Below are 23,499 nucleotides of genomic sequence, written 5' to 3' on the forward strand. Positions count from 1 at the left end.
GGTATCGGCAATGCGAAACAACGTCTCGCCAGCTTCGGCCATCATGCCATCGACCGCCATACGCTCCAGCACCACGCCATCGCGCGGGGCCATCAGGGTGACGGACAGCGGCGGTTTGCCGGTTTTCTCGATCTCGGCGATCATCTCGGCAGGCACGCCAAGGTTCAGCAGGCGTTGCAAGGCACCCCCGCCCCCGGTCTTGCTGCCTATTTTCAGATCCGCCGCGTATTGCGCCCCCGCAGTTGCAAATTCTTTTGCGTAAAGCGTGACCAAAGGCTGCCCGGCTTTGATCGGGGCGCCGGTTGTTACATCAGAAACCTTTTCCACAAAGGCTTCGGTGCGCAACGAAATCACGCTGATCTTGCGCTCGTCATGCTCCACCACTCCGGGTACCATGATCGGTTGGCTGATCGAGGACAGAGTGGCACGCGTGGTTTTCACCCCGGATCGTTGAATTTTCCCTGATGAGACTGTCACTGTCGATCCATCGGCCTCTTCGCCGGCATAAACCGCAATATAGTCCATCCCCATCGAGTCTTTCTTCGGGGTGACCGACGTATCGGGCAGCCCCATCGGATTGCGATAGTACAGGATGCGTTTTTCGCCTGATGGCGCTGGTGCTGTTGTAGCAGCGTTCCCCTCTGCGGTGGTGGGTTCATCGCCCTTGGCGGCATCGTCGAAACTGATATCCTGACTGGCCAGTACCGGCAGGTAGGCGCGGCCATCTGATGTAATTGCAGGCGTTGCCGAATAGGCGAGCTCATCAGGATGACGGTAATAGATGACCGCCCCTGTCGGGGCGATCTCTGTCACAGGGTCAACATTGCTTGCGGCCATCGCTTCGGCGTCACCGCCAAAAAGTCGGGCCGCAGAGGTTCGGACCAGTCCGGGAATATCAGACGGCGTTACACCCTGATCCCCAGCCCAGATCCCGGCAAAACCCGCAGATCCGGCGATCAGCCCCACCATGAGGGTTTTGCCGAGAACGCTCATTTCGTCACGCCCAAGATCAACTCGCCCCGCACGGTTTCGGCCTCACCCTGCACTTTGGCGGCAATCTGAAAGCGCCAGCTTCCTGCCATCGCCAGATCAACCTTGAACTGGTATTGCCCCGGAACGTCAGATGCCACCGCTTCAACCGGCGTCGTCATGCCTTCCATTCCTTCTGGCGCCATATCGAGGCGCGTCGTAAAAATCACCGCATCAGAGACGGGCGTGTTGGTGCGCAGGTCGGTCAGGCTGACCGCGATGGTAACACCCTCGCCGGGGTGCAGTTCGCTTTGAACAATTTTGAACGCGTAATCTTCTGGGGCGGCGCTCGCGCTGAAAGCCGCCGCAAGGATGAGAACTGGCGCAAGCAAGAGGCTACGCAAACAGACCGTTGTATTCATGATAGGTTTTCCGACTGTCAAAGACGCGCAATCGCGCGATTGTGGCGTGACATATGTCAAGCCGCGCTTTCCGCCCGGCACAGGGCCAAGCGGTTTCAGGGCGCACCATGGCACCCGTGACAGTCAGATTTTGGGGGGTCTTCGTAAGCCGCTACCTTCAATAGAAGGCAGGCCAGAATAGACCAGAAAAGTGAACCGAACGATCTGCACGGCAGGCTGGAAGCCCAGCTTAGCTGACAGCCCCACCAAGGCCGCGGGAACTGACGCGCAAGGTAAGACCATGGGGCAGTCAGGCATTTTGGCGCAGCTTTGCGATGTGCAAGGCGAGCCGTCCGCCATTTGCATCATCGGCGCTGTTGCAGCCGCTACAGAAGCATTGGCGTCTTGCACCGGCGCAACGATCATCGTTGCCAGCGTCAGAACCAAACTCAAGATGCCAAACAGACTACGCATGTTTCGGTATGTGCCCGTTCAAATGCAATCCGACAATACACAATTTGCGGAGCAACCCTTTTGGTCAATTTCATACCCGTCCCAACGGCTCATCCTCAGCGCTCGTTTTCCGGGTCGAACGCCAGTAGCCGCAGCGCGTTAAGCGTCACGAGCACCGTGGCCCCTGTGTCGGCCAGAATCGCGATCCAAAGGCCGGTCAGGCCGAAAATCGTTGTCACCAGAAATACGGCCTTCAGGCCCAAAGCGATGGTCACGTTCTGCCGGATATTGCCCATCGCAGCCCGCGCCAGCCGAATCATCGCCGCGACATCGGTGACGCGGTTTCTCAGCAGTGCGGCCGAGGCGGTTTCCAGCGCCACATCGGTGCCAGACCCCATGGCAACCCCGACCGAAGCCGCTGCAAGTGCCGGAGCATCGTTGATCCCGTCGCCCACCATGATCACGCCACCGGTCGCAGCCATTTCCTTGATGGCCGTCACTTTGTCGTCGGGCATCAGATCGGCGCGATGCTGCATCCCCAACACTGCGGCAATGGCCGCTCCGGTGCGGGCATTGTCACCTGTCAGCATAACTGAGGTGATCCGCATCGCTGACAGCTGTTTAATGGCGGCAACAGCATCGCCCCGCGGCTCGTCGCGCATCGCGATAAGGCCCAAGGCCCTGCGATCCCGGAACACCACAACCACCGTCTTGCCCTCGGCTTCCATTTCCGCAGCACGCCTGATGCCCAGCCCGTCCAGTGCCCCGCGATCAGCCGCAAAACGGGGCGAGCCGACCCAGGCAGGTTCGCCCGCCACCTGCGCTTCGGCCCCCTTGCCGATCAGCGCCTTTGCACCGCTGGACGGCAGGGCTTTGACGCCCGACGCCTCGGCACGGCGCAAGATCGCTTCCGCCAATGGGTGGCTTGACCCGGTCTCGACCCCGGCGGCAACTGCCAACAGGTCGGCCTCTGTGCCATCCAGCACCAAAACATCCGTCACCGCGGGCCGCCCCATCGTGAGGGTTCCGGTCTTGTCGAACGCCACTTGCGTGACGCGCGCCACAGCCTCGATCACCGTGCCGCCCTTCATCAGCATGCCGCGCCTGGCCCCTGTCGCCAGTGCAGATGCAATGGACGCTGGAACCGAGATCACCAGCGCACAGGGGCAGCCGATCAGCAGCAAGGCCAGCCCCCGATAGACCCATGTGCCCCAAAGCTGCCCAAACAAAAGCGGCGGGATCACCGCGACCAGCAGCGCAAGGCCAGTGATGGCAGGCATGTAATAGCGGCTGAAGCGGTCGATGAACCGCTCGGTCGGCGCGCGCGCAGATTCCGCTTCTTCCACCAAAGCGATGATGCGCGAAATCGTGTTGTCCTCGGCAGATTTGGTCACAGTGATGCGCAGCGCCGCCTCGGCATTGATCGAACCTGCGAACACCGCATCCCCCGGCCCCTTGGTTTTCGGCACGGACTCGCCGGTGACCGGGCTTTCGTCAATGCCAGAAGATCCTTCGGCAATCGTGCCATCCGCCGGGATGCGGTCGCCCGGTCGCACCAGCACAAGTTGGCCGATTTGCAGACCTGCCGCGTCAACCTCCCGCGTGACGCCGTTATCTTCAACCAATGCCGTCTTTGGCACCAGATTGGCCAAGGCGCGGATTGATGCGCGGGCCCGGTCGGCCGCGACGCCTTCCAGCACCTCACCCACGGCAAACAGAAACACGACCAAGGCCGCCTCCTCGGCAGCCCCGATGAACAACGCGCCGATGGCAGCAATCGTCATCAACCCCTCGATGGTGAAGGGAATGCCCGCCCGCAAGGCAGCAAAGGCACGACGTGCGACCGGTGCCACACCGATCAGACAGGCTGCGACAAAAGCCCACAAAGCGATCTGCTCCGAGGCCAGCAGCTTGACCGCCCAAGCCGCCACCAACAACAGCCCGGTGCCGATCACCAGTTTGCCCTTCGCCGTTTGATACCAGCGCTTATCGCGATCGGCAGGATCGGACGCGTGATCATGCCCCGGTGCGCCATGGCCAGCGTCTTGCGGCGAAGGTTTCGCGTCGTGGCTGTGCCCGGCATGATCATTTGCTGGGGGCGGCGCGGGCATGACAAACTTGCGCCCGGCCACCGCCTCGCCCTTCGGGGCGATTCCGTAGCCCAGTTTCTTGACCGTCGCTTCAATCATCTCGCGCGACGTTGCATCCGCCTCCAGCCGCAGGCTCAGCTTTTCCGACATGACGCCGACCTGTACCTCGGTGACGCCAGGCAACCGCTCCAACGCTGTCGTGATCTTGGCGGCGCAGGCCGCGCAATCCATGCCGGTCACGGTCCAGTCGTGGCGCTCAGTAGCGTTGCCCGTCATCATAATCCCCTTTCGCCACCAACGCGGCGCTTGAAACCTTGGATTTTGATACCTAATGTCTCTAGCAACTAGAGGTTCAAGGGGTTTTTGATGCTGACCATCGGAAAACTTGGGGCGGCGGCGGGGGTCAAGGTGCCAACCATCCGCTACTACGAACAGATCGGCCTGCTGCCCGATGCTGAACGCTCCAGCGGCAATCAACGGCTTTACGCGCGCAGCACGCAAGATCGTCTGGCCTTCATCCGCCATGCCCGCGAACTTGGCTTTCCACTGGAAGCGATCCGCGACCTCTTGGGCCTGTCAGACCGCCCGGACCAATCCTGCAGCGAGGTCGATGCAATTGCACGCACCCAATTGCAGGCAGTAGAAGGCCGCATCGCGCGCCTGCAAGCCTTGAAAGGTGAACTGGAGCGTATGGTGGACCAATGCGCCGGAGGCCGCATCGGCGACTGCCGCGTGATCGAGGTTCTGGGCGACCACACCCATTGCAGCGCCGACCACAGTCGCGATCTTCATGGCGTTTCGGAATAGTCAGCCGCACCGTGGCCCTTTGCAATTTGCGCCTTGATTGACGCTCATGCGGCATGGCGTAGGTCATTCTGGTTCATTTTAGTAAAACATTCGTCGATCAAAGTTCCAGCACCTTTGCCATCGGCTTTGATGCCAGCTTGGGCTTGTCACCAAACTAACAAAGATGCGGGAACTCTCCAAACTCGACCGTTCATCAATTTGCGGGAGGTGAGACGCCCATGCGCTCCAGCATCGACCGCATTTCGGCGATTTCCTTTTCCTGCGCATCAATGATCATCTGGGCCATTGCTCTGGTTTCCTTGTCAGTGCCCCTCTCAAGTTCCACCTTAGCCATATCAATCGCAGACTGGTGATGCGGGATCATCATCAGAAGAAAATCTGCGTCCGCACTTCCTGACGATTCCTTTGGCATCGACTTCATCATGGTGTCCATGGCACCCATATACCCAGTCATGGCACCAGACATATCCATGCCTTTCATGGTTTCCTGCGCCATCGCGAGACTGCCAAAACTCATCATGGAAGTCGCGGCCAGAACAGTAAATATTTTCTTCATGATTTTCATCCTTTTGATATTTCGAGGTCACTCAGGTTTGTAATTAATGTGAGGGGAATTGGTTCCTTCACTTCGTAGCTGTCGGAGAGAATTGCGGCACGATGCCCGTCTGACGAAGCGCCAGACTTGAAAGGATGGGACAGTCTGGCCGATGGTCACCATGGCAGGCGTCAACCAGTTCCGTCAGCGTGTCGCGCATACTTTCCAGTGCTGCGATCTTCTCGCCGATCTGGTCAAGATGCCGCGCCGCCAGCTCTTTGACATCGGCGCTCGCCCGGCTTTTGTCTTCGTAAAGCGAGAGCAGCACCCGGCAATCTTCAATGGTGAACCCCAAGGCGCGGGATCGTCCCAGAAACGTCAGTTTGTGAATGTCGCTTTCTCGGAAGGCGCGGTATCCATTGGCATCGCGCAGCGGGCGCACCAGACCGATCTCTTCATAATAGCGGATGGTCTTGGCGGGCAGGCTGGACCTTTCGGCCGCGTCCTTGATGTTCATGATTTACCTTCCTTCACATCGGATTGCTTGATTGCTGGCTGCACCCAACGCAGGCGCAGCGCGTTGCTCAGCACGAAAACGCTGGACAGCGCCATCGCACCCGCAGCCAGCATCGGTGACAACAAGGTGCCGTTCAGCGGATACAGCACACCTGCTGCAACCGGGATCAGCACCACATTATATCCAAAGGCCCAGAACAGGTTTTGGCGGATATTCGCCATGCTGCGCTGGCTGATGCGGAAGGCGTTGACCACGCCGCGCAGATCGCCCGACATCAGCACCACATCGGCGCTTTCAACCGCAACATCGGTGCCGGTGCCGATGGCAATGCCAACATCGGCACTGGCCAAAGCGGGCGCGTCATTGATGCCGTCGCCAACGAAAGCAACTTTGGCCCCGCCTTCGCGCAGAGAGTTCAGCGCAGCGACTTTGCCTTCGGGCAGCACTTCAGCCACAACATGGTCGATGCCCAAAGCGCTTGCAATCGCCGCTGCCGTGCCGCGGTTGTCGCCGGTGATCATAGCAACCTTCAGCCCCAGCGCATGCAGGGCGGCAATCGCTTCGGGCGAGCCCGGTTTGATCGGGTCGGCGACACCGATGACCGCGACCGCCACGCCGTCTACCGCCATATACAGCGGACTGCGGCCTTTGACGCCAAGTGCGGCACCCAAGACAGCCAAGGCCCCAAGCTCCACCCCGTCGCGGGTCATCAGCCGGTCAGCACCGATCAGAACACGTTGCCCCTCGACGATGGCCGAAGCCCCCAGCCCGGTGATCGAGGTGAAGTCCTGCGCCTCAGGCATGGTGATGCCCTTGGCTTTGGCCGCGCGCACGATGGCGCTGGCGATCGGATGTTCGGACAGGGCTTCGACAGAGGCCGCAAGTTTCAGAACATGAGTTTCATCCTGACCCGCCGCCAGATGCAGATCGGTCAGTTCTGGCCGACCGGCGGTCAGGGTGCCAGTCTTGTCCAGCGCCACAACCTTTGCATCTGTCAGCGTTTGCAGAGCCGAACCTTTGCGAAACAGCACGCCCATCTCTGCCGCCCGCCCGGTGCCGACCATGATCGAGGTTGGCACGGCCAGACCCATAGCACAGGGGCAGGCGATGATCAGAACCGCTACCCCGGCCACAAGGGCATTGCCCAGCGTGGGGCTGGGGCCAAAAACCATCCATGCAATAACGGTCAGCAGGGCTGCGACCAGAACGGCGGGCACGAACCATGCGGTGATGCGGTTGACAAGATCCTGCACCGGCAGGCGCGCGCCCTGTGCGGCCTCGACCATGCGGATGATCTGCGCCAGCATGGTATCGGACCCAACCCGTGTCGCACGAAATGTCAGCGCCCCGGTGCCGTTCACCGTGCCACCGACCACAGCGGCACCCGCCGCCTTGGCCACCGGTACAGGTTCGCCCGTGATCATGCTTTCATCAACCCAGGACGATCCGCCTGTCACATCACCATCAACCGCGATCCGTTCACCGGGGCGCACATGCAAGATGTCGCCCGCCAGAATCGCGTCGATCGGCAGTTCGATCACAACGCCGTCACGTTCGACCCGCGCCGTCTTGGCTTGCAGGCCCACAAGTTTGGCAATGGCCTGACCGGTGCGGCCCTTGGCACGCGCCTCAAGATAGCGGCCGAGCAGGATAAGCACGACAATCACCGCTGCTGCTTCGTAATAGATGGTTGCTGTCCCGGCCGGCAAAAGCCCCGGTGCAAAGGTCGCCACAACGGAAAAGGCATAGGCCGCCGATGTGCCAAGCGCGACCAGCGAATTCATATCCGGGGCACCCTTGAACAGCGCCGGAAACCCGCGCAGGTAAAAGTTGCGGCCCGGACCGATCAGAACAAGTGTGGTCAGCACGAACTGGGCGATCCAGCTTGCCTGCTGACTGATGGTCATCACGATCCACATGTGAAATGCGGGAAACAGATGCCCGCCCATTTCAACCACAAACACCGGCAAAGCCAAAGCCGCCGCCAGGATCAACTGCCCGCGCAAGGCCAGGGCCTCGGCAGCCTTGCGGTCCACGGTTTCCACCGCAGCCCCGCGCCGTTTTGCAGGATAACCGATTGCCGATGTTGCTGCCGCCAGATCGGCCAGTTGCACCGCCCCCGAAAGCACAGTGACCTCTGCGGTTTCGGAGGCCAGATTGACCGTCGCCGACACAACGCCCGGAACAGCGCCTAAGGCAGTTTCCACACGGCGCACACATGAAGCGCAGGTCATCGCCTCGATGGAAAGGTTAATCACCGAAGTTCGTGCCGGATAACCTGCGGTGGCCAGTGCCTCGACAACAGCCGATGCCGCAATGGTGTCGCTTACGGTACCGGTTTCTCGCGCAAGATTTACGGCGGCAGTCCCATCGCTGTCGAGCCCTGCAAGCACCCGTTCCACCCGGCCTACACAAGACGCGCAGGACATTCCATCCAACTCAAAAGTATAATTTCCATCAGCCATGACGCACCTATCCGTTCTTGCAACCCATCAGATAGGGCTTCCAGTCACAGGAAGGTCAAGTCCTTTCTGGTAAATTTTTCTGCAGCAAAAATAGTATCAACTGGCTCTTGACCTTCCGGTGGGTGGAACCCCCATGTCCATCAATAGGCAAAGGAGGCCAATCATGATTACCCTGAATGTACCTGACATGAGCTGCGGTCACTGCAAGGCAACCGTAGAAAAAGCAGTCGCTGGCGTTGATCCTACGGCGCAAGTTGCGGTCGATCTGACCACCCGCAGCGTCGGTGTCACGTCGACCCGGTCAACTGCCGACCTGATCGCGGCATTGAAAGTGGCGGGATTCGAGGCGACTGCCGCATAGACTGCGCGCCGCTCCTTGGAAGCGCCTCACTGAGTAAAAACAATCTGACATTTGAAAACCCACCCGGTTATGCCAGCGGGTGGGTTCGATCGTGATAAGTCGTCAGGCCGCGATGGCCATACGTCCGCCCTACATTTTCATGTGCATGGCATCCATCAAATTCATGTCCGGCATGCCTTCGCAGTCCTTCATAAGCTTGGCCATTGCGTCGTTGTCTGAAAGCGCTTTCATCTCAGCCATGGCCATAGGATCCGCCTTGATGGCAGTAGTTGCGGCCGTCATGCCTGCGGCATCAAGCGCCATGTATTCCTTGCAGGTCAACTTTGCGGTATCAGCCGCTTCTTGAGCCATTGATGGTGTGGCCAGAACCGCTGCAAGCAGTCCGGCTGCGAAGGTGGAATAGACAGAAGACATCGTGTTTTCCTTTTTGTTAGCCTGCATCACCATAACGCAAGCACGACCCATTGGGTGGTTACCCCCTGCCGCGCGATCTGCGGGCCATCAGATCGCTTTGAGCGGCAAGAGTGTTTCGATCACTCGGTTGAACGGAGTGAATGCGAAATGCGTGTCGCAGTAAGAAGTTGGTCCAGCGGCGGCTCACGCATGGCTGGTTGCTCCGTTTGCATCGGGTGGCAAAATGAGCGTGCTCAACCGTGCCAGATCAGTTCCGACCCGACCGCGCTGCTCTGCCGGATATGCCTCAGGCGGGGGCAATCCGCCGTTCAGGTAGAACAACACCAGATCGCGGGCGATCGGCGCGGCGGCTGTTGATCCGCCACCGCCGTGTTCGACCAACACCGAAACAGCGATCTGCGGCGCATCGTATGGTGCAAACGCCGTGAACAACGCATGGTCCCGTCTGTTCCATGGCAGTTGATCCTGCGTGCGCACGCCAGAGGCCCGTTCCGCATCCGTTATGCTGAACACCTGACTGGAGCCGGTCTTTCCAGCCATTTGCTGGCCATCTGCCACGATCCGCGAAGCCTTGGCTGTACCACGGTCAGCATTTACAACATCGAACATGCCACGATGGACCAGATCGAGCGACTGCGAGGACAAGCCCATGGAGGCAAAGCCGCTGTCGGGTATATCGCTGGCTGATTTGATCATGCGCGGCGTCACCTGACGCCCCGAAGCGATACGCGCCGCCATGACGGCCAGTTGCATCGGGCTCGCCTGCACAAATCCCTGACCGATGGAGGCATTGATGGTATCGCCGATCCGCCACTCACTGCCTTGTTTCTTCAACTTCCAATCCCGCGACGGATTCAGACCAGCCGTGATCCCGGACAACGGCAGATCGGGCTTCAAACCCAGCCCAAGCCGGGTATTCATGGCATTCAACCCGTCAATGCCAACCCGCTGTGCCATTTCATAAAAGAACACATCGCAGGATTCGCGAAGCGCACCTTGCAAGTTGACGCGCCCATGACCGCCCCTTTTCCAGCAGTGGAACTTTCGACCCGCGATCTCGACAAAGCCGGGGCAATTCACACTGTCGTCCGGTGTGACCACGCCAGCCTCAAGGGCCGCTAGCGCAAGTGACATCTTGACCGTTGATCCTGGCGGATAGGCCCCCTGAACCGTTTTGTCCGCCAAAGGCCGGTATTCGGAGTCTCGCAAGGCGCCGTAGTCTTTGGATGAAATGCCACCGACAAACAGATTTGGATCAAAAGACGGTGCCGACACTGACGCGAGAATATCGCCATTGCGCACATCAATGACAACTGCAGCGGCGCTTTGATCGCCCAGCCGGGCCAGCGTAAAGTTCTGCAAGTGATGGTCAAGCGTTAGCGTCACATCTTCACCCGCAACCGGGTCAGTCCGCTCCAAATCCCGCATGACGCGACCCGATGAATTGACTTCAACTGCCAGCGTTCCCTGAACGCCGCGCAGTTGCTGCTCCATTGACCGTTCGATACTGATTTTTCCGATCTTGAAACCTGGCATCGACAGAAGGGGCTCGCCCGTTCCCGCATCGGCCAGATCATTCTCGCTGACCCGTCCGACATAGCCGATCACATGGGCGTAGTCCGGTCCAAGCGGGTAAGTGCGCTCCAGTACGGTTTCAAGATTGACGCCCGGCAGGGCAGGAAGGTTCACGGCGACAAGGGACAATTCCTCCCAAGTCACACGTTCAGCCACGGGGATGGGTACAAAGGCGCTGGTTTTCTTGCTGTCCGCCAGCGCGGCCGCGATCTGTTCGTCCGAGATCGGCAACAGTACCTTCAGGCGCCGCAATACAATTTCCATGTCGTCCGCCCGTTCGCGGGTGATGGTGATTTGATAGGTTGGCCGGTTGTCGGCAAGAACCTGGCCGAACCGATCCATAATCTTGCCACGCGACGGAGAGATTATTTGCAGGCTGATCCGGTTTTCCTCGGCCAGGGTGCGGTAGAGATCAGCATCGACGATCTGCATCTGGCGCATCCTAAGGCCTAGAACGCCGACAAAAACCGCCTGGACGCCGCCGATCAGCAAGATGCGTCGGGTCAACTTCGTCTGTCTTTCGCGATCAGCAGCGGCAGGGCGGCGCATTCAGAATGCCTCGCTTTTGGTCTGAACTGGCCGCACGAGTGGCCGCTTTTTCCATTCGTTGCGGATCGCCATGCACAAGAGGCCGATGCCAAGCAACGTCATCAAGGGGCGCACGGGGTCGAACCAGCGCAACAAGGCCTCGCCGCCGAAAACCAGCATCAGGATCTTGTTGCAGGTCGGGCAAGCGATGCCGAGGAAAGACGCCAAACCACCAAGACCTGCACGCCCTGTGGCACATGCCGGTCGGCGTACCGCAGCAAAAACGCCCGTCAACGCCGCAACCAGAGCAAGCGATGGGATTTCCCAGATGCCGATGGGGGTCATACGCGTAAAAAACGGGTTGGCCCAAACGGCCGTCACCGTGCCAATAGCTGCCAAGCTAAAGCCAGCCACAACAATGCCATCCCCGATTTTATGTGGGTCGAATGGCTCTCGCGCCGTCGGGACAAGTTGACTGTCTTGCATCATCATTTCCTATTTTGCGTCAAAGGTGACTTCAGCGAATTCATCACCAAAGCCGATGCTCATGACCCATAGGCCTGCCATCGGCATTTTGCCTTTTGATCGCCAAGCCCCGGCCCCGATCAATTCAAGCGGCAAGGTGTATCCATCCATATGCATGTCAACCATTGCCAGATTGACATCAGGCCGCATCGTTGCCGCAATGGTCGAAGCCTCCACGGGCGAAAACTGGATGTTGATCTGATAACCAAGATTGCCGGTCAGATAGACCTGCGCTTCGATCAAGCCGTCCGTAAGCTGTTCGGACATGACTGCATCCGGACTTTCGGACGCGTCTATTGGCTCAGCTGCGGGGCTTTTGAACATGCCTCCCCAGATCAGCAAGACGAGGAACGCAAGGAGGGGCAGCCCCAAAACGGCCGCGAGAATTTTCACTTTCATTCCATTACCATCCCCGGTGTGTGAACCATTGCTGGCGTCCCCGCATCTGCAACGGGTATGTCTGGAGCGGCCACTCCTGCGGGCAACGCAAGCAAATAGGTGGCAATCGCTGCGCGATCCGCGTCGTCAAGAAACGATGTTCCGGCTTGCACAACCTCAGCCATGCTGCCACCAAAGACATCGCCATCCGGCATGACGCCCGTCCGAAGCGCGTAGGCCATGTTGGACACCGTCCAGCCTTTTGCGGCCAAAACACTAGCCAGAATTGGCGGCGCGGCACTTCCCCCCGGCAGATTGGCATTCCCAGCCAACGCTTCATCGGCTTGCAGGCCGCCCAGCATGTTGCGACCTGTGTGGCAGGCCGCGCAATGGGCTGCCCCTGTGACCAGTTGTTGCCCTCGGTTCCAGGCTTCAGACTTTCCGAACACTGGCGAAATCACAGCAGGCGACATGAAAGCCGCCCGCCACAGTTTCAAACCCCAGCGCATGTTGAATGGAAACATCAGGTCATGGTCTGCGGCAGCTTCGGCGACCGGTGGCACGGTCTGAAACGCTGCCCAGAGATCGGCAATGTCTTGATCCGAAAAGTCAGCGTAGAATTCATAGGTAAACGCCGGATAGAGCGCTTTGCCATCCGGGCGAACGCCCTGACGCACCGCGACCGCGAATTGATCCAGTGTCCAACCGCCAATACCCCCAACCGGATCTGGTGTAAGGTTCGGCGGAACAAATGTGCCAAACGGCGTATCCAGCGGAGCGCCACCGGCCAGTGCGGCGCCATCTGCAGCCGCATTGGTGTGGCAGGCGATGCAGCCGGACGTCCGCGCGAGATAGGCACCGCGATAGGCATCGCCTGTGATCATGCCAAGGTGTTCCGGCGTTGCTATTGGCCACCTTGCGATGATCGCAATGCCAACAAGTCCTGCTGCACCAATTGCAAATGTAGATCGAATGAGTCCCCGCATATCAGTTGCCGTTGCGAAACTGAGAATGACAGGAAGCACAGGTCTGGCTGATCCGCTCGAAAACATCGTCGGCCGCCATTGCTGCAAACTGCGGGCCCGCTGGCAAATCACTGGCAACAGCCAGTTCTCCGCTTTGCCCCGTTGCCGCAGCCGCGCGCTTAGACACGCCCATCAGTTCTGCGACAGAGAACTTTTCTGGCTCGGTTGCCATTTTCATAGTGCTATGGTCCATACCCGCCATAGAGTCGGTGCCCGCTTCAGGGGCGGCCATCGGGACAGGCGCTTCAAGCCCATTTGCGGCTGCCACGGCAAGTCCTTCGGAGTAGAGCTTCAACTCTGCAGACAAAGCCGCAAAGCGATCCCACTTCTGCCAAAGCTCTGGCTTTGCGAATGAAGACGCCGGAATAGGCTCCTCCGGAAACAAGGCGAGCATCTGATCGCCAGCATGGCTTTGCAGCACGGCCGCCGCTTCCTGGACCGTAATGCCATCAAAAGGCACCTGCCCTTGCATCATCGGGGCAAGGTCGCGCATCACGTCGCGCATGGCAGACATGCCCATCATGCGCTCCATCACCACGCCAGTTGCGCCATTGTGTGCTGCGGCGACAACGCCAAGCATCGTTAGGGCGATAGCGCCCAGAGTTCCATTTCTGATCATGTCTTCCTGCCTGATTGCTGCTTCGTTCGGACCGAAGGTCCGGAAAGGTCAGCGTCAGGCTCGGGGGGGCGGCGTTTCGAATGAAGGGCCGAAAAGGTTTGAAGCCGCTTTGCCAAAGGGCGCGTATTTCGCCTTGCGCACTGCATTTGGCGTTACAATTTGCGCCCTCATCGGGGCTATAAATTGTGCGCAAGAAACCTGAGCGTGACAAGACGCTGAGCCCTGCACTTGCGATTGCTGAGCCGCCGTCACAACCGCGTGGTCGCTATCATGGGCTTCGCGCTGACCCGCCGACGAGACCAGCAGTACCAGAACCATGACAAGCACCGAGATGATGCCCATGGCCCTGGCTGCCAACAGTCGGATCGTCCAGCCACAAATCATCCCAGGATCCCATTCTCGCGTTGAAGCTCGCGAACATAGCGGATGATTGCCTTAATTTCGGTGTCAGAAAGAGGCTGTTCCAACGGCGGCATGCTGCCAAAAGACCAGTGATGCTGCCGTGATCCTTGCCGCACCGCGACTACAAAGGCCGCATCGCCATGGTGCGACGGCTCATAGATCTTGTGAACGAGTGGCGGCGCAATTCCGTCTTGGCCCGCTGCACTTTCTCCGTGGCATGATGCACAAACAGCGTCAAAATAGGTCTTCCCAAGCATTGCCTCGTCGGACAGCCTTGCTGGCAATTTTACCTTCACCATCTCGACATTGGCAGTAATCGGCTCACGCGCGCCAGAAGTTTGGACGGCAGAACTTTGAGATTGCCGAATGTACGTGTATGCCCCGCCCACCAACGTGGCGAGTGCCAATACCAACCAAATGGTTGCCGGGAACTTCATGCCTGCCATCGCCCTTTCCGGGTCATTAGAGCGTCACTTCGCGTCAACGTGGCCAATTCTCCGCACGACAGCAGGTAAACTACCGTCGATTGGTGGATATGGAACGAACGAACCTTAACGTTCGACGTCGGATACCACCTTCCAGCGCTGGAACCCCAAGCGAAAAATTCTGACGTTTTCGTGAGCCACCCATCACGCTGCTGCAGAACCGGTTGCCAATCTTTTTGCCGGCCCCGTCAAGACAATCTATGAGTTGGCCGTCGGAATTTTGTTGTTGACCTTCCAGCAACAGGAAGCCCCAGAGTGTAATCAATACAAACTGCGGGAACGCTACAAGCGATTCCTGCACCAGAGTTTCCACCCGAAATACATATTCAGCGCATCGTTGAATCACTCAAGGGGCCACAAATGCGCAATCCAACGAAGAGTCACTCTGATCATGCTTTGGACATGCCCAAAGATGCTGCTGCACCGGACAGCGCTGCCACAGCCATTGACCCGGTCTGCGGCATGACCGTGACGCTGAAACCCGATACCCGGACCGAAACCTTCGGGGCGCAGAGCTTTCATTTCTGCTCCGGCAAATGCCAGAGCAAGTTTCAGACTGACCCGTGGTTCTACGCCTCGGGCAACGCCGCAAAGCGCGGGAAGGTGGCGGTCGCGGGCACGCAGTATACTTGCCCAATGCACCCGCAGATCATCCGGGATGCTCCGGGGTCTTGCCCGATCTGCGGCATGGCACTGGAAACTTTGGTGCCGACAGACGCGCCAAGCCACGAGTTGACCGATTTCACCCGGCGCATGTGGGTCAGTGCTGCGGCCGCCGTGCCGCTGATCGCGCTGACCATGGGGCCGCTGGTCGGGCTGCAACTGCGCAACCTGATCGGACATCAGGTCGCAACCTATGCCGAGTTTGTGCTGGCGACGCCGATCGTGCTATGGGCAGCATTGCCATTCTTCCGGCGTGGCTGGGAGTCGGTCATCAACCGATCTCCCAACATGTGGACGCTGATTTCGCTCGGGGTAGCAGCCGCCTATCTGTATTCACTGGTTGCCACATTTCTGCCGGGCCTGTTCCCCGAAGCCTACCGGATGGGCGGCATGGTTGGCACCTATTATGAAGCCGCCGTTGTGATCGTGGCGCTGGTCTTTGTGGGTCAGGTGCTGGAACTGCGCGCCCGCGAACGCACAGGTGACGCAATCCGCGCGCTGCTGGACATGGCGCCCAAACTGGCGCGGCGCATCCTGCCGGATGGCAGTGAATACGATGTGCCGCTCGAAAACATCATGGCGGGTGACAGGCTGCGGGTGCGCCCCGGCGATGCGGTTCCGGTCGACGGCGTGGTGATCGAGGGCAATTCCAGCCTTGATGAAAGCATGCTGACCGGCGAGTCGATGCCGGTTGAGAAAGCGCCGGGCGACCCGGTGACGGGGGCCACGCTGAACAAGAACGGCTCTTTAGTGATCGAGGCGGGCAAGGTCGGCGCCGATACCGTGCTTAGCCAGATTGTCGCCATGGTATCCAATGCCCGCCGCTCACGCGCGCCCATTCAGGGGCTGGCCGACCGGGTTTCAGCCATCTTCGTGCCAACGGTGGTGGCCGTAGCTTTTCTGGCCTTCGCGGTCTGGATGCTTTTCGGGCCAACCCCGGCTTTGGTCTTTGCCGTGGCCGCCGCCGTGTCCGTGCTGATCATCGCCTGCCCCTGCGCACTGGGACTTGCCACGCCGATCTCGATCACCACTGCCGCAGGGCGCGGCGCGCAGGCGGGCGTGCTGATCAAGGATGCCGAAGCGCTGGAGCGCATGGCCTCAGTTGATACCCTGATCGTGGACAAGACAGGCACGCTGACCATGGGCAAGCCCGTGCTGACCGACACGGTCGTGCTGGGGGACGTCGATGAAGTGACGATACTGACGCTGGCCGCCGCGCTGGAGAAAGGCTCGGAACACCCCTTGGCCGAGGCCATCGTCGAAGGCGCCGCCGCGCGCGGGATTGCAGCCGGTGCAACCGATGGGTTCGAGGCAGTCACCGGCAAAGGCGTACGCGGTACTGTGACTGGTCGCGCCGTGGCACTTGGCAACGCCGCGATGATGCAGGAGATGGGCCTGCAGACAGCCGATGGCGAAGCCCGCGCCGATGCCTTGCGGGCCATCGGCAAGACCGCGATGTACTTGGCTGTTGATGGTGCGCTTGCGGGGATCCTCGCCGTGGCCGATCCGGTGAAACCCACTGCCGCCGAGGCCATCCGCGCCTTGCATGGCGTTGGCCTGCGCATCATCATGGCCACCGGCGACAACGAACGCACCGCCCGCGCCATCGCTGCCAGCCTTGGCATCGACGAGGTACGCGCTGGCGTTCTGCCCGAGGACAAGAAGTCCTTGATCGACCAGCTGCGCCGCGAGGGGCACAAGATTGCCATGGCAGGCGACGGAGTGAACGACGCCCCTGCCCTTGCTGCTGCAGATGTCGGCATCGCCATGGGCACCGGGGCGGATGTGGCGATGGAAAGCGCGGGGATCACCCTGCTGGGTGGCGATCTTCTAGGCATCGTGCGGGCGCGCAAGCTGGCACGGGCCACGCTGCGCAACATCAAGCAGAACCTGTTCTTTGCCTTTGCCTATAATGTGGTCGGCGTGCCGGTTGCGGCAGGCGTGTTGTATCCGCTGACCGGCACCCTGCTTTCACCGATGATCGCGGCGGCCGCGATGAGCCTGTCATCGGTATCGGTGATCACCAACGCGCTGCGCTTGCGGCGTGTTGACTTGTGACGGAGTCGCCAAATCCTTGGCGGCGGCGTGCCGTGTTGACAGGGGGGGCCGCAGCCGTTGCCGCATGGATTTACGCGGCCCCTCGTCTGGGTTCCTTGTGGCGCCGGGAACTTGTTTATCATGACCTGGACGGGCTGGCGCCCTTCCGAGAACTTGCCGGTACAGGTGCGCGTTCCAGCACCAACAATGTGATTGTGGGTTTCGATGTAGCAAAAGCGCCTGATCCGGCCAAAGCCGCACGTATCGCAGCCATTCGCGCCGATCCCTGCGCCGCTTTGTTCGGCCTTGCCAAAGACCTGCGGGTTCCTGTCGCCTTCTTTTCCGATTTCAACTGTCCGAACTGTCGCGTGCTGGAGACGATCCTCGCCGACTATCAGAAAGCGAATCCCGGTGTGCTGCGCCTCGTCCGGTTCGAACTTCCGCTTCTGGGTGCGGCCTCGACCACGGCCAGCAAGGCAGTTCTGGCTGCGGACCGGCAAGGTGCCTACGCGGCGATGCACGACCGACTGCTGCGAAACCGGATGGTTTCGGACCTGAACCTGGTAAAAGCGATGGCGGAAGACCTTGGTCTTGATGGCCCGCAGCTGGTTGCCGACATGCAGCGGCCCGAGATAGACACGGCGCTCGATCAGGCACGCGCGTTGGCGGCTGTGTTCGGGTTTTACGGGACACCCGGAATGGTGATTGGTCGGACAGTGTTTCTGGGGGCCATTCCCGCCGCCGATGTCGCCCAGATCATCGCGGATGAACGGGCATTGCCGCCACTGCCCTGTCTACAGGCCTGATCCCATCAAGACCCTTCAGGCCATGCCCCAATGCTGCCAAGCCAGAACCAGAAGCCCATAGCGCGCCACTTTGCCAATGGTCACAAGCACCAGAAACCGCCCGAATTGCACCCGCAGAACTCCGGCCACCAGCGTCAGCGGGTCGCCGATCACTGGCACCCAGGATAACAGCAGCGACCACAGGCCCCAACGTGCGAACCAGACCTGCGCGCGGGTTAGGGCAGCGGCCTGAATGGGAAACCACGATTTGTCTTTGTAGTGCTCAAAGAACCGTCCCAGCCCCCAGTTCACCATTGCACCTGCAACGTTGCCCACAGATGCAAACAGGACAAGCGTCACAGGGCTGCCTTGCCCGCTGGCGAGCATGCCAAGCAGAACCACCTCGGACGACCCCGGCAACAAGGTGGCAGACAAGAAGGCTGAGAGGCAAAGCAAGCCATAAACCGCAACTATGGACATCAAGGCATCGTCTCTGAATGACAGGTCATGTTCCGGCAATCACGCGTGTGATCTGACGAACCGCCGCGTCACCGTCCCATTTGACAGGTCCACTGACCCTGCCCAGTTCCATGCCGTTCCTGTCGATCAAAAGACTGGTCGGAAGGCCAAACACGGCAAACGCAAGTTTCACGCGCAGATCCTCGCCCCAATAGCGGCCCAAAGTCCGGATGCCGATCTCATCATAAAACCGACCCACCGCGTCAATGCCACCGGCATCAATAGAGATCGGCACAACTGCAAAGTCCGACCCGCCCAACCGACCTTGCAGGGCGTCCAGCGCAGGCATTTCTTCGCGGCAGGGTGGGCACCAGGTGGCCCAGACATTCAGAAGAACCACCCGACCCGCAAAATCACTCAGCTTCAGCTTGCGGCCATCTCCATCCTGAAACGGCGGCGACAGCAGCGGTTGTGGAGGGTCTTGCAACGCAATGGGGGCCCGGGCGTATGCCGGACCTGCAACAAGCGCCGTCGCGATTGAAGATTTCAGAAACATCCGCCGCTGCATCATAGCCCCTTTGGCACATGGATGTGTGGTGGTGCTGGCCAACCCGCCAACGCCACCGCACAAGGGATCAGGCGCTGACGGCAAACTCCGTCATCATCCCTGTCGACAGATGTGGCATGTGGTGGCAGTGCAACATCCAGCGCGCCGCCTCGCCAGCATCCAGTGCCACCGTCACCTGCGCCATCGGCGGCACATAGATGGTGTCGCGCATCGCCCCATTCACCGCGCGCCCATTGATGTTGACCACCTGAAACACATGGCCATGCAGGTGCATCGGATGCCCCATCATCGACATGTTGTGGAACATCAGCTCGACCCGCTGACCACTCACGGCGGTGACAGGAATGTGGCTGTCCCAGGTTTGCCCGTCAATCGTCCAGACATAGGGCTGCATGGAACCGGCCAGCATGATCATCTGCGTCCGATCCACTTTACGCGCGGCCAACGGGTTGGCCGCTTGCAGCCGCAGCTCTTGCGCCATGTCGGTATCAAAGGCGGGCGCCTCTGCCTCGGCCATGCCCGCGATCCGCTTCACTTCGGCACCACTGCTGGCAAGAATGATGCCGGTCTGTTCGCGAGCGCCTTCGCGCAGGGCCAACACCGGGAAAGCGCCCGCCCCCGGCAGATCAATCTCGATATCCAGCCGCTGCGCCATGGCCATGCCAAACCTGGTACCGGGCAGCGGCACGATCGCGTGACCATCCACCGCGACCAGCCGCGCCGGGGCTGCGCCAGTGTCGATCCAGAACGCCGTTGCCGCCGCTGCATTGACCACCCGCAGCCGGATGCGCCCGCCCGCCTCGACAGGAATCACCTCGGGGTCCGACAGGGTGCGGTCATTCGCAAGATAGGCATCGAAATTGAAGTCGTTCAGATCCATGGCCATACCGGCCATGCCGCCTGACATGTCCATGCCGGACATATCCATCCCTGACATGTCCATGCCTGCCATGGCATCTTTCTTGGCCGGGGCTGGCTTGCCCATGGCAGCCATGTCGTGACCTGCCATCCCGCCGGTGATTTCCGCCAGAACCTCTTCGGCGGGACGGAACGAGAAATCGTGCAGGAACATGACGACCTCTTGCCGGTCGGCCGCAACATCCTCAGCCGTCCGTACGATCAGCGGGGCCGCCAGCAGGCTCATTTCCTGCACCGGCACATGACTGTGCATCCAGTGGGTGCCGGGATTGGGGGCGAAATCAAAACTGCGCATTTCCCCGGTTTTCAGCAACGGTTGCGGCAGATTGGGCACGCCGTCCTGCACATTCGGCGGCAACTGCCCATGCCAATGGATGATGGTTTCAACGTCAAGGCTGTTGGTCAGGTCAACGCGGAACCGCTGGCCGGGATCAAGAATCAGTCCCTGCCCGCCCGCAGCATTGGTCAGCCCGTAGACGGTTGCAGCCCGCCCGCCGATGTCCAGCACTCGCGTGGCTGCCGACAAAGACAAGGGGGCGGTTTGCGCAAAGGCCATCCGTGGACAGGCAGTGCTTGCCGCCATGGCCGCTGATGCGGCGAGAAAGCCGCGACGTGAGATTTTTGTGGTGTTCATGATGCTCTCATTGACCCCGCAGGGCCCAACGCAAATGCAAATGGCGCCGCAGTTGGCGGCACCGGTTCAGGCGCTGAAAGCAATGTCAGGCGGTCGGAGAGCAGGATCAGGTGATAAGTGTCCCCAAGACGACCCAGCGGTCACTGACCAGATGACCGGGCTGATCCCAAACGTTCGGAGCGGCAGATCCACACTCGAGAACCGGTCCGCACCCAAGCAAATCGTTGCGCAAAGCGCCCCGTTGGCCTTGTCGTGGTGTTGGGGCATCTGGCCCATGTCACCATGTCCCGCCGACATGTGATCCATCGCCATTGCGGAACCTGATGCGGGAGTCGAGGCATGCGGTAGGACTAAAACCAAAATCAAGGCAATAGCTATCACCAACCGCATAGCGGTGCCCAGAACGGCCATTGATGTTCGAACGGGATGCATCGTTTTCAGGTAAGCCCAGTCATCGAGATCAGCAAGTCACAATTCCGCGCAGGGTGGTTGCGGCCTTGCTGCAATTCAGCCAGAGACCTCCGTCTGAACTGGCAGTCCAGCGGCGCGCCACTCGGGCAGCCCGCCGTCTATTCGACGCGCGTTCAGACCCAGTTGGCGCAGACGCGCAACCGCCTGATGCGCGTAGAGACAATAGGGCCCGCGACAATAGGCGACAATCTCGACCGCGGGATCAAGCGTCGCCGCCATCGCATCGAGCCTGCCAAGATCGATCTGCGTAGCACCAGGAATATGGCCCATGGCAAATTCATCGTCCGGCCGGACGTCCAGCAGGGTCACAGAGCCATCCGCCAACGGGGCGACAAGTGCGGCCCGGCTGATCGGCTCAGGTGCAGCGCCATCTGACAAGCCCTGAAGGATCTATTCCACTACCGACAAGTTCTGCTGCGCAATCCGGCCCAGAAGGTCCATCAGAACCAATGTCTTGTCATCCGTCATGCGGTAGATCACCGCTTTTCCAGCCCTGCGGCTGGTCACCAGACCCGCCCGGCGCAGAAGTTGCAAGTGTTGCGAACAGTTGGCCACGGTCCCACCAACCTTGTCGGCCAAACCCTCCACCCCACGCTCGCCCTGCGCCAATTGTTCCAGCAGCATTATCCTGTGTGGCGCGCCCAATGCGCGGGCGATCAGGGCGTATTCTTCGAACAGAGCGAGTTTCGGCGTCATTGACCGGGCTGATCCTTTGAATGAATTTTATTCAAGTATATGGTTGAATCTTGCAAATCGTAAGGCCGCGTGCAAGCTCGCCCATGGCCAAAGGAGACCAAGATGGTCCTGCGCCAACTCCTGCGTTACGATCCAGTGTCTGCTTCATATCTGTTCGGCTGCGGCGGCAAAACGTCCGGCGCTTTGGTTTTACCGGTGACCGGTGCCGCCACAGCGCCGACGTCAAACATCTGGCGCAAGAGCAGATCGACGGGCTGGAACGCAAGATCGCCGAGATGCAGGCGGTGCAGGACACGCTGCAGCACCTTGCGGACGCCTGCTGTGGCGACCAACGGCCGGACTGCCCGATCCTGACGGACCTTGGAAACGGGCCAAGCCAGATGCCGGGTGTTGGGCGGCCACGAAGGCAGAAGCGCGGGCAACCGGAGCAACGGCGGTCCGCTGACTGACCAAGAATCAATCAGGCCGCTTTTGGCCATCGACGGTGGAGATCGTCGATGACGACAGCGTGGGCATGCTGGGTATCGTGTTCGGCAAGATGCGGGTGATCCAGTGGCAGGTCCGGATGATCGTGTGGCAAGATCGACTGGTCGTCGGCAGGCCAGATCCGCAAGACTGCGATCAGCCCGATAGTACCAATGGCGGCCAAGGTCAGGGCGGCAGTGCTCAACCCGGCACTTGCTCCAACCCAGCCTGCAAGCGGATAGGTCACCAACCAACAGGCGTGGCTGAGCGCGAACTGTGCCGCGAAGACCGCGCCCCGGTCGGCTTCGCGCGCGGAGCGGTTGATGATGCGGCCAATGGGCGTCTGGGTGAGGGAAAAGCCAAAGCCGATCAGAGCCCAAAGGGCGATCAATTCGGCAAGGCTGGCGACCAGCGGCACTAGTGCCACGCCCGCAACCATCAGGGCAGCACCCCCGATCATCACGGGTCGATCTTCCAGTCGGTCGAGGATGCGGGGAAGCAGGAACGCCGCCAGCATCGAGCCCGCGCCGAAGCCCGCGAAGGCCAGTGCAACGGACTCCTCTCCCAAGCCCAGTCGGGCCTGCACCAGCACGACTGTGTTGACATAGACCATCGCGCCTGCGGCGGCGACAGCGGCTTCCATCACCATCAGGCCACGCAGGCGGGGCGTCAGTGAGTAGATGCGGATGCCCTTAGTCACGTCGGCCCAGAACTGGTTGTTCTCCTGCCGCACCCGATTTGGCAGGCGGGCCGTCGTGACAAGCAGGGCCGATGCAACAAAACCCACGACAGTGCCTGCAAACAAGACCGGAAAGCTGACAACCGTCAGCAGAAGAGCCGCAATCATGGGCGAGGCGAGCTGTTCCATATCCTCGGTCAGCCGCAGTAGGGACAAGGCGTTGGTGTAATCGCCCTCGTCCTTCAGCACGTCAGGGATCACGGCCTGGAACGCTGGAGTGAACCCGGCGGAAGCAGCCTGCAGGAGGAAGATCAGCAGATAGACCTGCCAGACCTCGGTCACAAAAGGCAGAAAGGCGATGACTCCCGCCCGGATCAGGTCGAGGGTCACCAGAAACGCGCGCCGCGGCAAGCGTTCCGCGAAGGCCGCCGCCACGGGGGCCAGCGTCACATAGGCCACCATCTTGATCGCAAGTGCCGTTCCCAAGACTGCGCCCGCGTTGTCACCTGCGAGTTGCCAAGCGAGAAGGCCAAGCGCCACTGTGGCAAGCCCAGTCCCGATCAGCGCCACGAGTT

25 protein-coding genes are annotated in these 23,499 nt (G+C 60.3%); 5 read left to right on the forward strand and 20 right to left on the reverse strand.

Features of this window, described 5'->3' with window-relative positions; genetic code table 11:
- The 3 genes from AKV04_RS17605 to AKV04_RS17620 form a co-directional block, all read right to left on the reverse strand.
- Positions 1-993, reverse strand: a 993-nt coding sequence (locus AKV04_RS17605; RefSeq protein ID WP_054007733.1) for an efflux RND transporter periplasmic adaptor subunit, incomplete at its 3' end; no start/stop codon positions are given.
- Complete coding sequence (locus tag AKV04_RS17610; RefSeq protein WP_054007734.1) at positions 990-1,391, reverse strand: FixH family protein; 402 nt, start codon at positions 1,389-1,391, stop codon at positions 990-992. The genes AKV04_RS17605 and AKV04_RS17610, both read right to left, overlap by 4 nt.
- A gap of 548 nt (positions 1,392-1,939) precedes the next feature.
- On the reverse strand, positions 1,940-4,192 hold the full coding sequence (locus AKV04_RS17620; protein ID WP_202905649.1) for a heavy metal translocating P-type ATPase: 2,253 nt from the start codon (positions 4,190-4,192) through the stop codon (positions 1,940-1,942).
- Positions 4,193-4,279: 87 nt separating this feature from the next.
- Here AKV04_RS17620 and AKV04_RS17625 point away from each other — a divergent pair, with 87 nt between their 5' ends.
- Positions 4,280-4,720: a MerR family transcriptional regulator gene (locus tag AKV04_RS17625; protein ID WP_054007736.1), complete on the forward strand. Its 441-nt coding sequence runs from the start codon at positions 4,280-4,282 to the stop codon at positions 4,718-4,720.
- Between the two features lie 193 nt (positions 4,721-4,913).
- On the opposite strand, the gene AKV04_RS17630 is transcribed toward AKV04_RS17625, so the two are convergent.
- The 3 genes from AKV04_RS17630 to AKV04_RS17640 form a co-directional block, all read right to left on the reverse strand.
- A complete protein-coding gene (locus AKV04_RS17630; RefSeq protein ID WP_054007755.1) occupies positions 4,914-5,276 on the reverse strand; it encodes a DUF305 domain-containing protein in 363 nt (120 codons plus the stop codon).
- Between the two features lie 67 nt (positions 5,277-5,343).
- Complete coding sequence (gene cueR, locus AKV04_RS17635; protein WP_054007737.1) at positions 5,344-5,772, reverse strand: Cu(I)-responsive transcriptional regulator; 429 nt, start codon at positions 5,770-5,772, stop codon at positions 5,344-5,346.
- Entirely contained in the window at positions 5,769-8,237 is a 2,469-nt protein-coding gene (locus AKV04_RS17640; RefSeq protein WP_054007738.1) for a heavy metal translocating P-type ATPase, read from the reverse strand. The genes cueR and AKV04_RS17640 overlap by 4 nt, the downstream gene beginning before the upstream one ends.
- A 163-nt stretch (positions 8,238-8,400) precedes the next feature.
- Between AKV04_RS17640 and AKV04_RS17645 the strand changes: the two genes are divergently transcribed.
- Positions 8,401-8,598 (forward strand): heavy-metal-associated domain-containing protein, encoded by a 198-nt coding sequence (locus AKV04_RS17645; protein ID WP_054007739.1) that lies wholly within the window; start codon positions 8,401-8,403, stop codon positions 8,596-8,598.
- A 129-nt stretch (positions 8,599-8,727) separates the two neighbouring features.
- On the opposite strand, the gene AKV04_RS17650 is transcribed toward AKV04_RS17645, so the two are convergent.
- From AKV04_RS17650 to AKV04_RS17685, 7 genes are all read right to left on the reverse strand, one after another.
- Positions 8,728-9,012 (reverse strand): HdeA/HdeB family chaperone, encoded by a 285-nt coding sequence (locus AKV04_RS17650; protein ID WP_162232897.1) that lies wholly within the window; start codon positions 9,010-9,012, stop codon positions 8,728-8,730.
- Between the two features lie 183 nt (positions 9,013-9,195).
- Positions 9,196-11,136 carry a penicillin-binding protein 2 gene (gene mrdA / locus AKV04_RS17655; protein WP_054007741.1) on the reverse strand — a complete coding sequence of 647 codons (1,941 nt, stop codon included), beginning with the start codon at positions 11,134-11,136 and terminating at the stop codon, positions 9,196-9,198.
- Positions 11,137-11,601 (reverse strand): hypothetical protein, encoded by a 465-nt coding sequence (locus AKV04_RS17660; protein WP_156317632.1) that lies wholly within the window; start codon positions 11,599-11,601, stop codon positions 11,137-11,139.
- Between the two features lie 9 nt (positions 11,602-11,610).
- Positions 11,611-11,907, reverse strand: coding sequence for a hypothetical protein (locus tag AKV04_RS17665; protein ID WP_156317634.1), 297 nt, complete (start codon positions 11,905-11,907; stop codon positions 11,611-11,613).
- 128 nt (positions 11,908-12,035) lie between these two features.
- The gene (locus AKV04_RS17670; protein ID WP_054007744.1) at positions 12,036-13,004 is read right to left on the reverse strand and encodes a c-type cytochrome; all 969 of its coding nucleotides are present in this window, start codon (positions 13,002-13,004) and stop codon (positions 12,036-12,038) included.
- 1 nt (position 13,005) lies between these two features.
- Complete coding sequence (locus AKV04_RS17675) at positions 13,006-13,575, reverse strand: cytochrome c (protein WP_162232898.1); 570 nt, start codon at positions 13,573-13,575, stop codon at positions 13,006-13,008.
- A 467-nt stretch (positions 13,576-14,042) separates the two neighbouring features.
- Positions 14,043-14,510, reverse strand: coding sequence for a c-type cytochrome (locus tag AKV04_RS17685; RefSeq protein WP_235815691.1), 468 nt, complete (start codon positions 14,508-14,510; stop codon positions 14,043-14,045).
- A gap of 441 nt (positions 14,511-14,951) precedes the next feature.
- On the opposite strand from AKV04_RS17685, the gene AKV04_RS17690 reads away from it, so the two are divergent.
- Complete coding sequence (locus AKV04_RS17690; protein ID WP_054007747.1) at positions 14,952-17,270, forward strand: heavy metal translocating P-type ATPase; 2,319 nt, start codon at positions 14,952-14,954, stop codon at positions 17,268-17,270.
- A 35-nt stretch (positions 17,271-17,305) separates the two neighbouring features.
- Entirely contained in the window at positions 17,306-18,055 is a 750-nt protein-coding gene (locus AKV04_RS17695; RefSeq protein ID WP_162232899.1) for a DsbA family protein, read from the forward strand.
- A gap of 15 nt (positions 18,056-18,070) precedes the next feature.
- Here AKV04_RS17695 and AKV04_RS17700 read toward each other — a convergent pair whose 3' ends face one another.
- The 6 genes from AKV04_RS17700 to AKV04_RS26275 all read right to left on the reverse strand — a co-directional run bounded on the left by AKV04_RS17700 (position 18,071) and on the right by AKV04_RS26275 (position 22,085).
- Positions 18,071-18,514 (reverse strand): YqaA family protein, encoded by a 444-nt coding sequence (locus AKV04_RS17700; protein ID WP_054007749.1) that lies wholly within the window; start codon positions 18,512-18,514, stop codon positions 18,071-18,073.
- 25 nt (positions 18,515-18,539) lie between these two features.
- A complete protein-coding gene (locus AKV04_RS17705; protein WP_082351718.1) occupies positions 18,540-19,061 on the reverse strand; it encodes a TlpA family protein disulfide reductase in 522 nt (173 codons plus the stop codon).
- Between the two features lie 67 nt (positions 19,062-19,128).
- On the reverse strand, positions 19,129-20,613 hold the full coding sequence (locus tag AKV04_RS17710; RefSeq protein WP_054007750.1) for a multicopper oxidase family protein: 1,485 nt from the start codon (positions 20,611-20,613) through the stop codon (positions 19,129-19,131).
- Between the two features lie 507 nt (positions 20,614-21,120).
- The gene (locus AKV04_RS27245; protein WP_268871805.1) at positions 21,121-21,462 is read right to left on the reverse strand and encodes a rhodanese-like domain-containing protein; all 342 of its coding nucleotides are present in this window, start codon (positions 21,460-21,462) and stop codon (positions 21,121-21,123) included.
- 12 nt (positions 21,463-21,474) lie between these two features.
- Positions 21,475-21,780, reverse strand: a complete 306-nt coding sequence (locus AKV04_RS27250) for an ArsR/SmtB family transcription factor (RefSeq protein ID WP_235815693.1) — start codon at positions 21,778-21,780, stop codon at positions 21,475-21,477.
- 125 nt (positions 21,781-21,905) lie between these two features.
- Entirely contained in the window at positions 21,906-22,085 is a 180-nt protein-coding gene (locus AKV04_RS26275) for a hypothetical protein (protein WP_156317636.1), read from the reverse strand.
- Here AKV04_RS26275 and AKV04_RS27735 point away from each other — a divergent pair.
- A complete protein-coding gene (locus tag AKV04_RS27735) occupies positions 22,026-22,229 on the forward strand; it encodes a MerR family transcriptional regulator (RefSeq protein WP_328287158.1) in 204 nt (67 codons plus the stop codon). The genes AKV04_RS26275 and AKV04_RS27735 overlap by 60 nt on opposite strands.
- A gap of 11 nt (positions 22,230-22,240) precedes the next feature.
- Here AKV04_RS27735 and AKV04_RS17730 read toward each other — a convergent pair.
- The coding region (locus AKV04_RS17730; RefSeq protein WP_082351719.1) for an MFS transporter at positions 22,241-23,499 on the reverse strand (1,259 nt) is incomplete at its 5' end.

The organism is Cypionkella psychrotolerans, from assembly GCF_001294535.1.
Classification (GTDB): Bacteria; Pseudomonadota; Alphaproteobacteria; order Rhodobacterales; family Rhodobacteraceae; genus Cypionkella; species Cypionkella psychrotolerans.

Bases quoted from the DNA above. Each gene is read 5' to 3' on its own strand.
- AKV04_RS17610 (WP_054007734.1), bottom strand. From the start codon at position 1,391: ATGAATACAACGGTCTGTTTGCGTAGCCTCTTGCTTGCGCCAGTTCTC.
- AKV04_RS17620 (WP_202905649.1), bottom strand. From the start codon at position 4,192: ATGATGACGGGCAACGCTACTGAGCGCCACGACTGGACCGTGACCGGC.
- AKV04_RS17625 (WP_054007736.1), top strand. From the start codon at position 4,280: ATGCTGACCATCGGAAAACTTGGGGCGGCGGCGGGGGTCAAGGTGCCA.
- AKV04_RS17630 (WP_054007755.1), bottom strand. From the start codon at position 5,276: ATGAAGAAAATATTTACTGTTCTGGCCGCGACTTCCATGATGAGTTTT.
- cueR (WP_054007737.1), bottom strand. From the start codon at position 5,772: ATGAACATCAAGGACGCGGCCGAAAGGTCCAGCCTGCCCGCCAAGACC.
- AKV04_RS17640 (WP_054007738.1), bottom strand. From the start codon at position 8,237: ATGGCTGATGGAAATTATACTTTTGAGTTGGATGGAATGTCCTGCGCG.
- AKV04_RS17645 (WP_054007739.1), top strand. From the start codon at position 8,401: ATGATTACCCTGAATGTACCTGACATGAGCTGCGGTCACTGCAAGGCA.
- AKV04_RS17650 (WP_162232897.1), bottom strand. From the start codon at position 9,012: ATGTCTTCTGTCTATTCCACCTTCGCAGCCGGACTGCTTGCAGCGGTT.
- mrdA (WP_054007741.1), bottom strand. From the start codon at position 11,136: ATGCGCCGCCCTGCCGCTGCTGATCGCGAAAGACAGACGAAGTTGACC.
- AKV04_RS17660 (WP_156317632.1), bottom strand. From the start codon at position 11,601: ATGCAAGACAGTCAACTTGTCCCGACGGCGCGAGAGCCATTCGACCCA.
- AKV04_RS17665 (WP_156317634.1), bottom strand. From the start codon at position 11,907: ATGTCCGAACAGCTTACGGACGGCTTGATCGAAGCGCAGGTCTATCTG.
- AKV04_RS17670 (WP_054007744.1), bottom strand. From the start codon at position 13,004: ATGCGGGGACTCATTCGATCTACATTTGCAATTGGTGCAGCAGGACTT.
- AKV04_RS17675 (WP_162232898.1), bottom strand. From the start codon at position 13,575: ATGGAGCGCATGATGGGCATGTCTGCCATGCGCGACGTGATGCGCGAC.
- AKV04_RS17685 (WP_235815691.1), bottom strand. From the start codon at position 14,510: ATGGCAGGCATGAAGTTCCCGGCAACCATTTGGTTGGTATTGGCACTC.
- AKV04_RS17690 (WP_054007747.1), top strand. From the start codon at position 14,952: ATGCCCAAAGATGCTGCTGCACCGGACAGCGCTGCCACAGCCATTGAC.
- AKV04_RS17700 (WP_054007749.1), bottom strand. From the start codon at position 18,514: ATGTCCATAGTTGCGGTTTATGGCTTGCTTTGCCTCTCAGCCTTCTTG.
- AKV04_RS17705 (WP_082351718.1), bottom strand. From the start codon at position 19,061: ATGCAGCGGCGGATGTTTCTGAAATCTTCAATCGCGACGGCGCTTGTT.
- AKV04_RS17710 (WP_054007750.1), bottom strand. From the start codon at position 20,613: ATGAACACCACAAAAATCTCACGTCGCGGCTTTCTCGCCGCATCAGCG.
- AKV04_RS27250 (WP_235815693.1), bottom strand. From the start codon at position 21,780: ATGACGCCGAAACTCGCTCTGTTCGAAGAATACGCCCTGATCGCCCGC.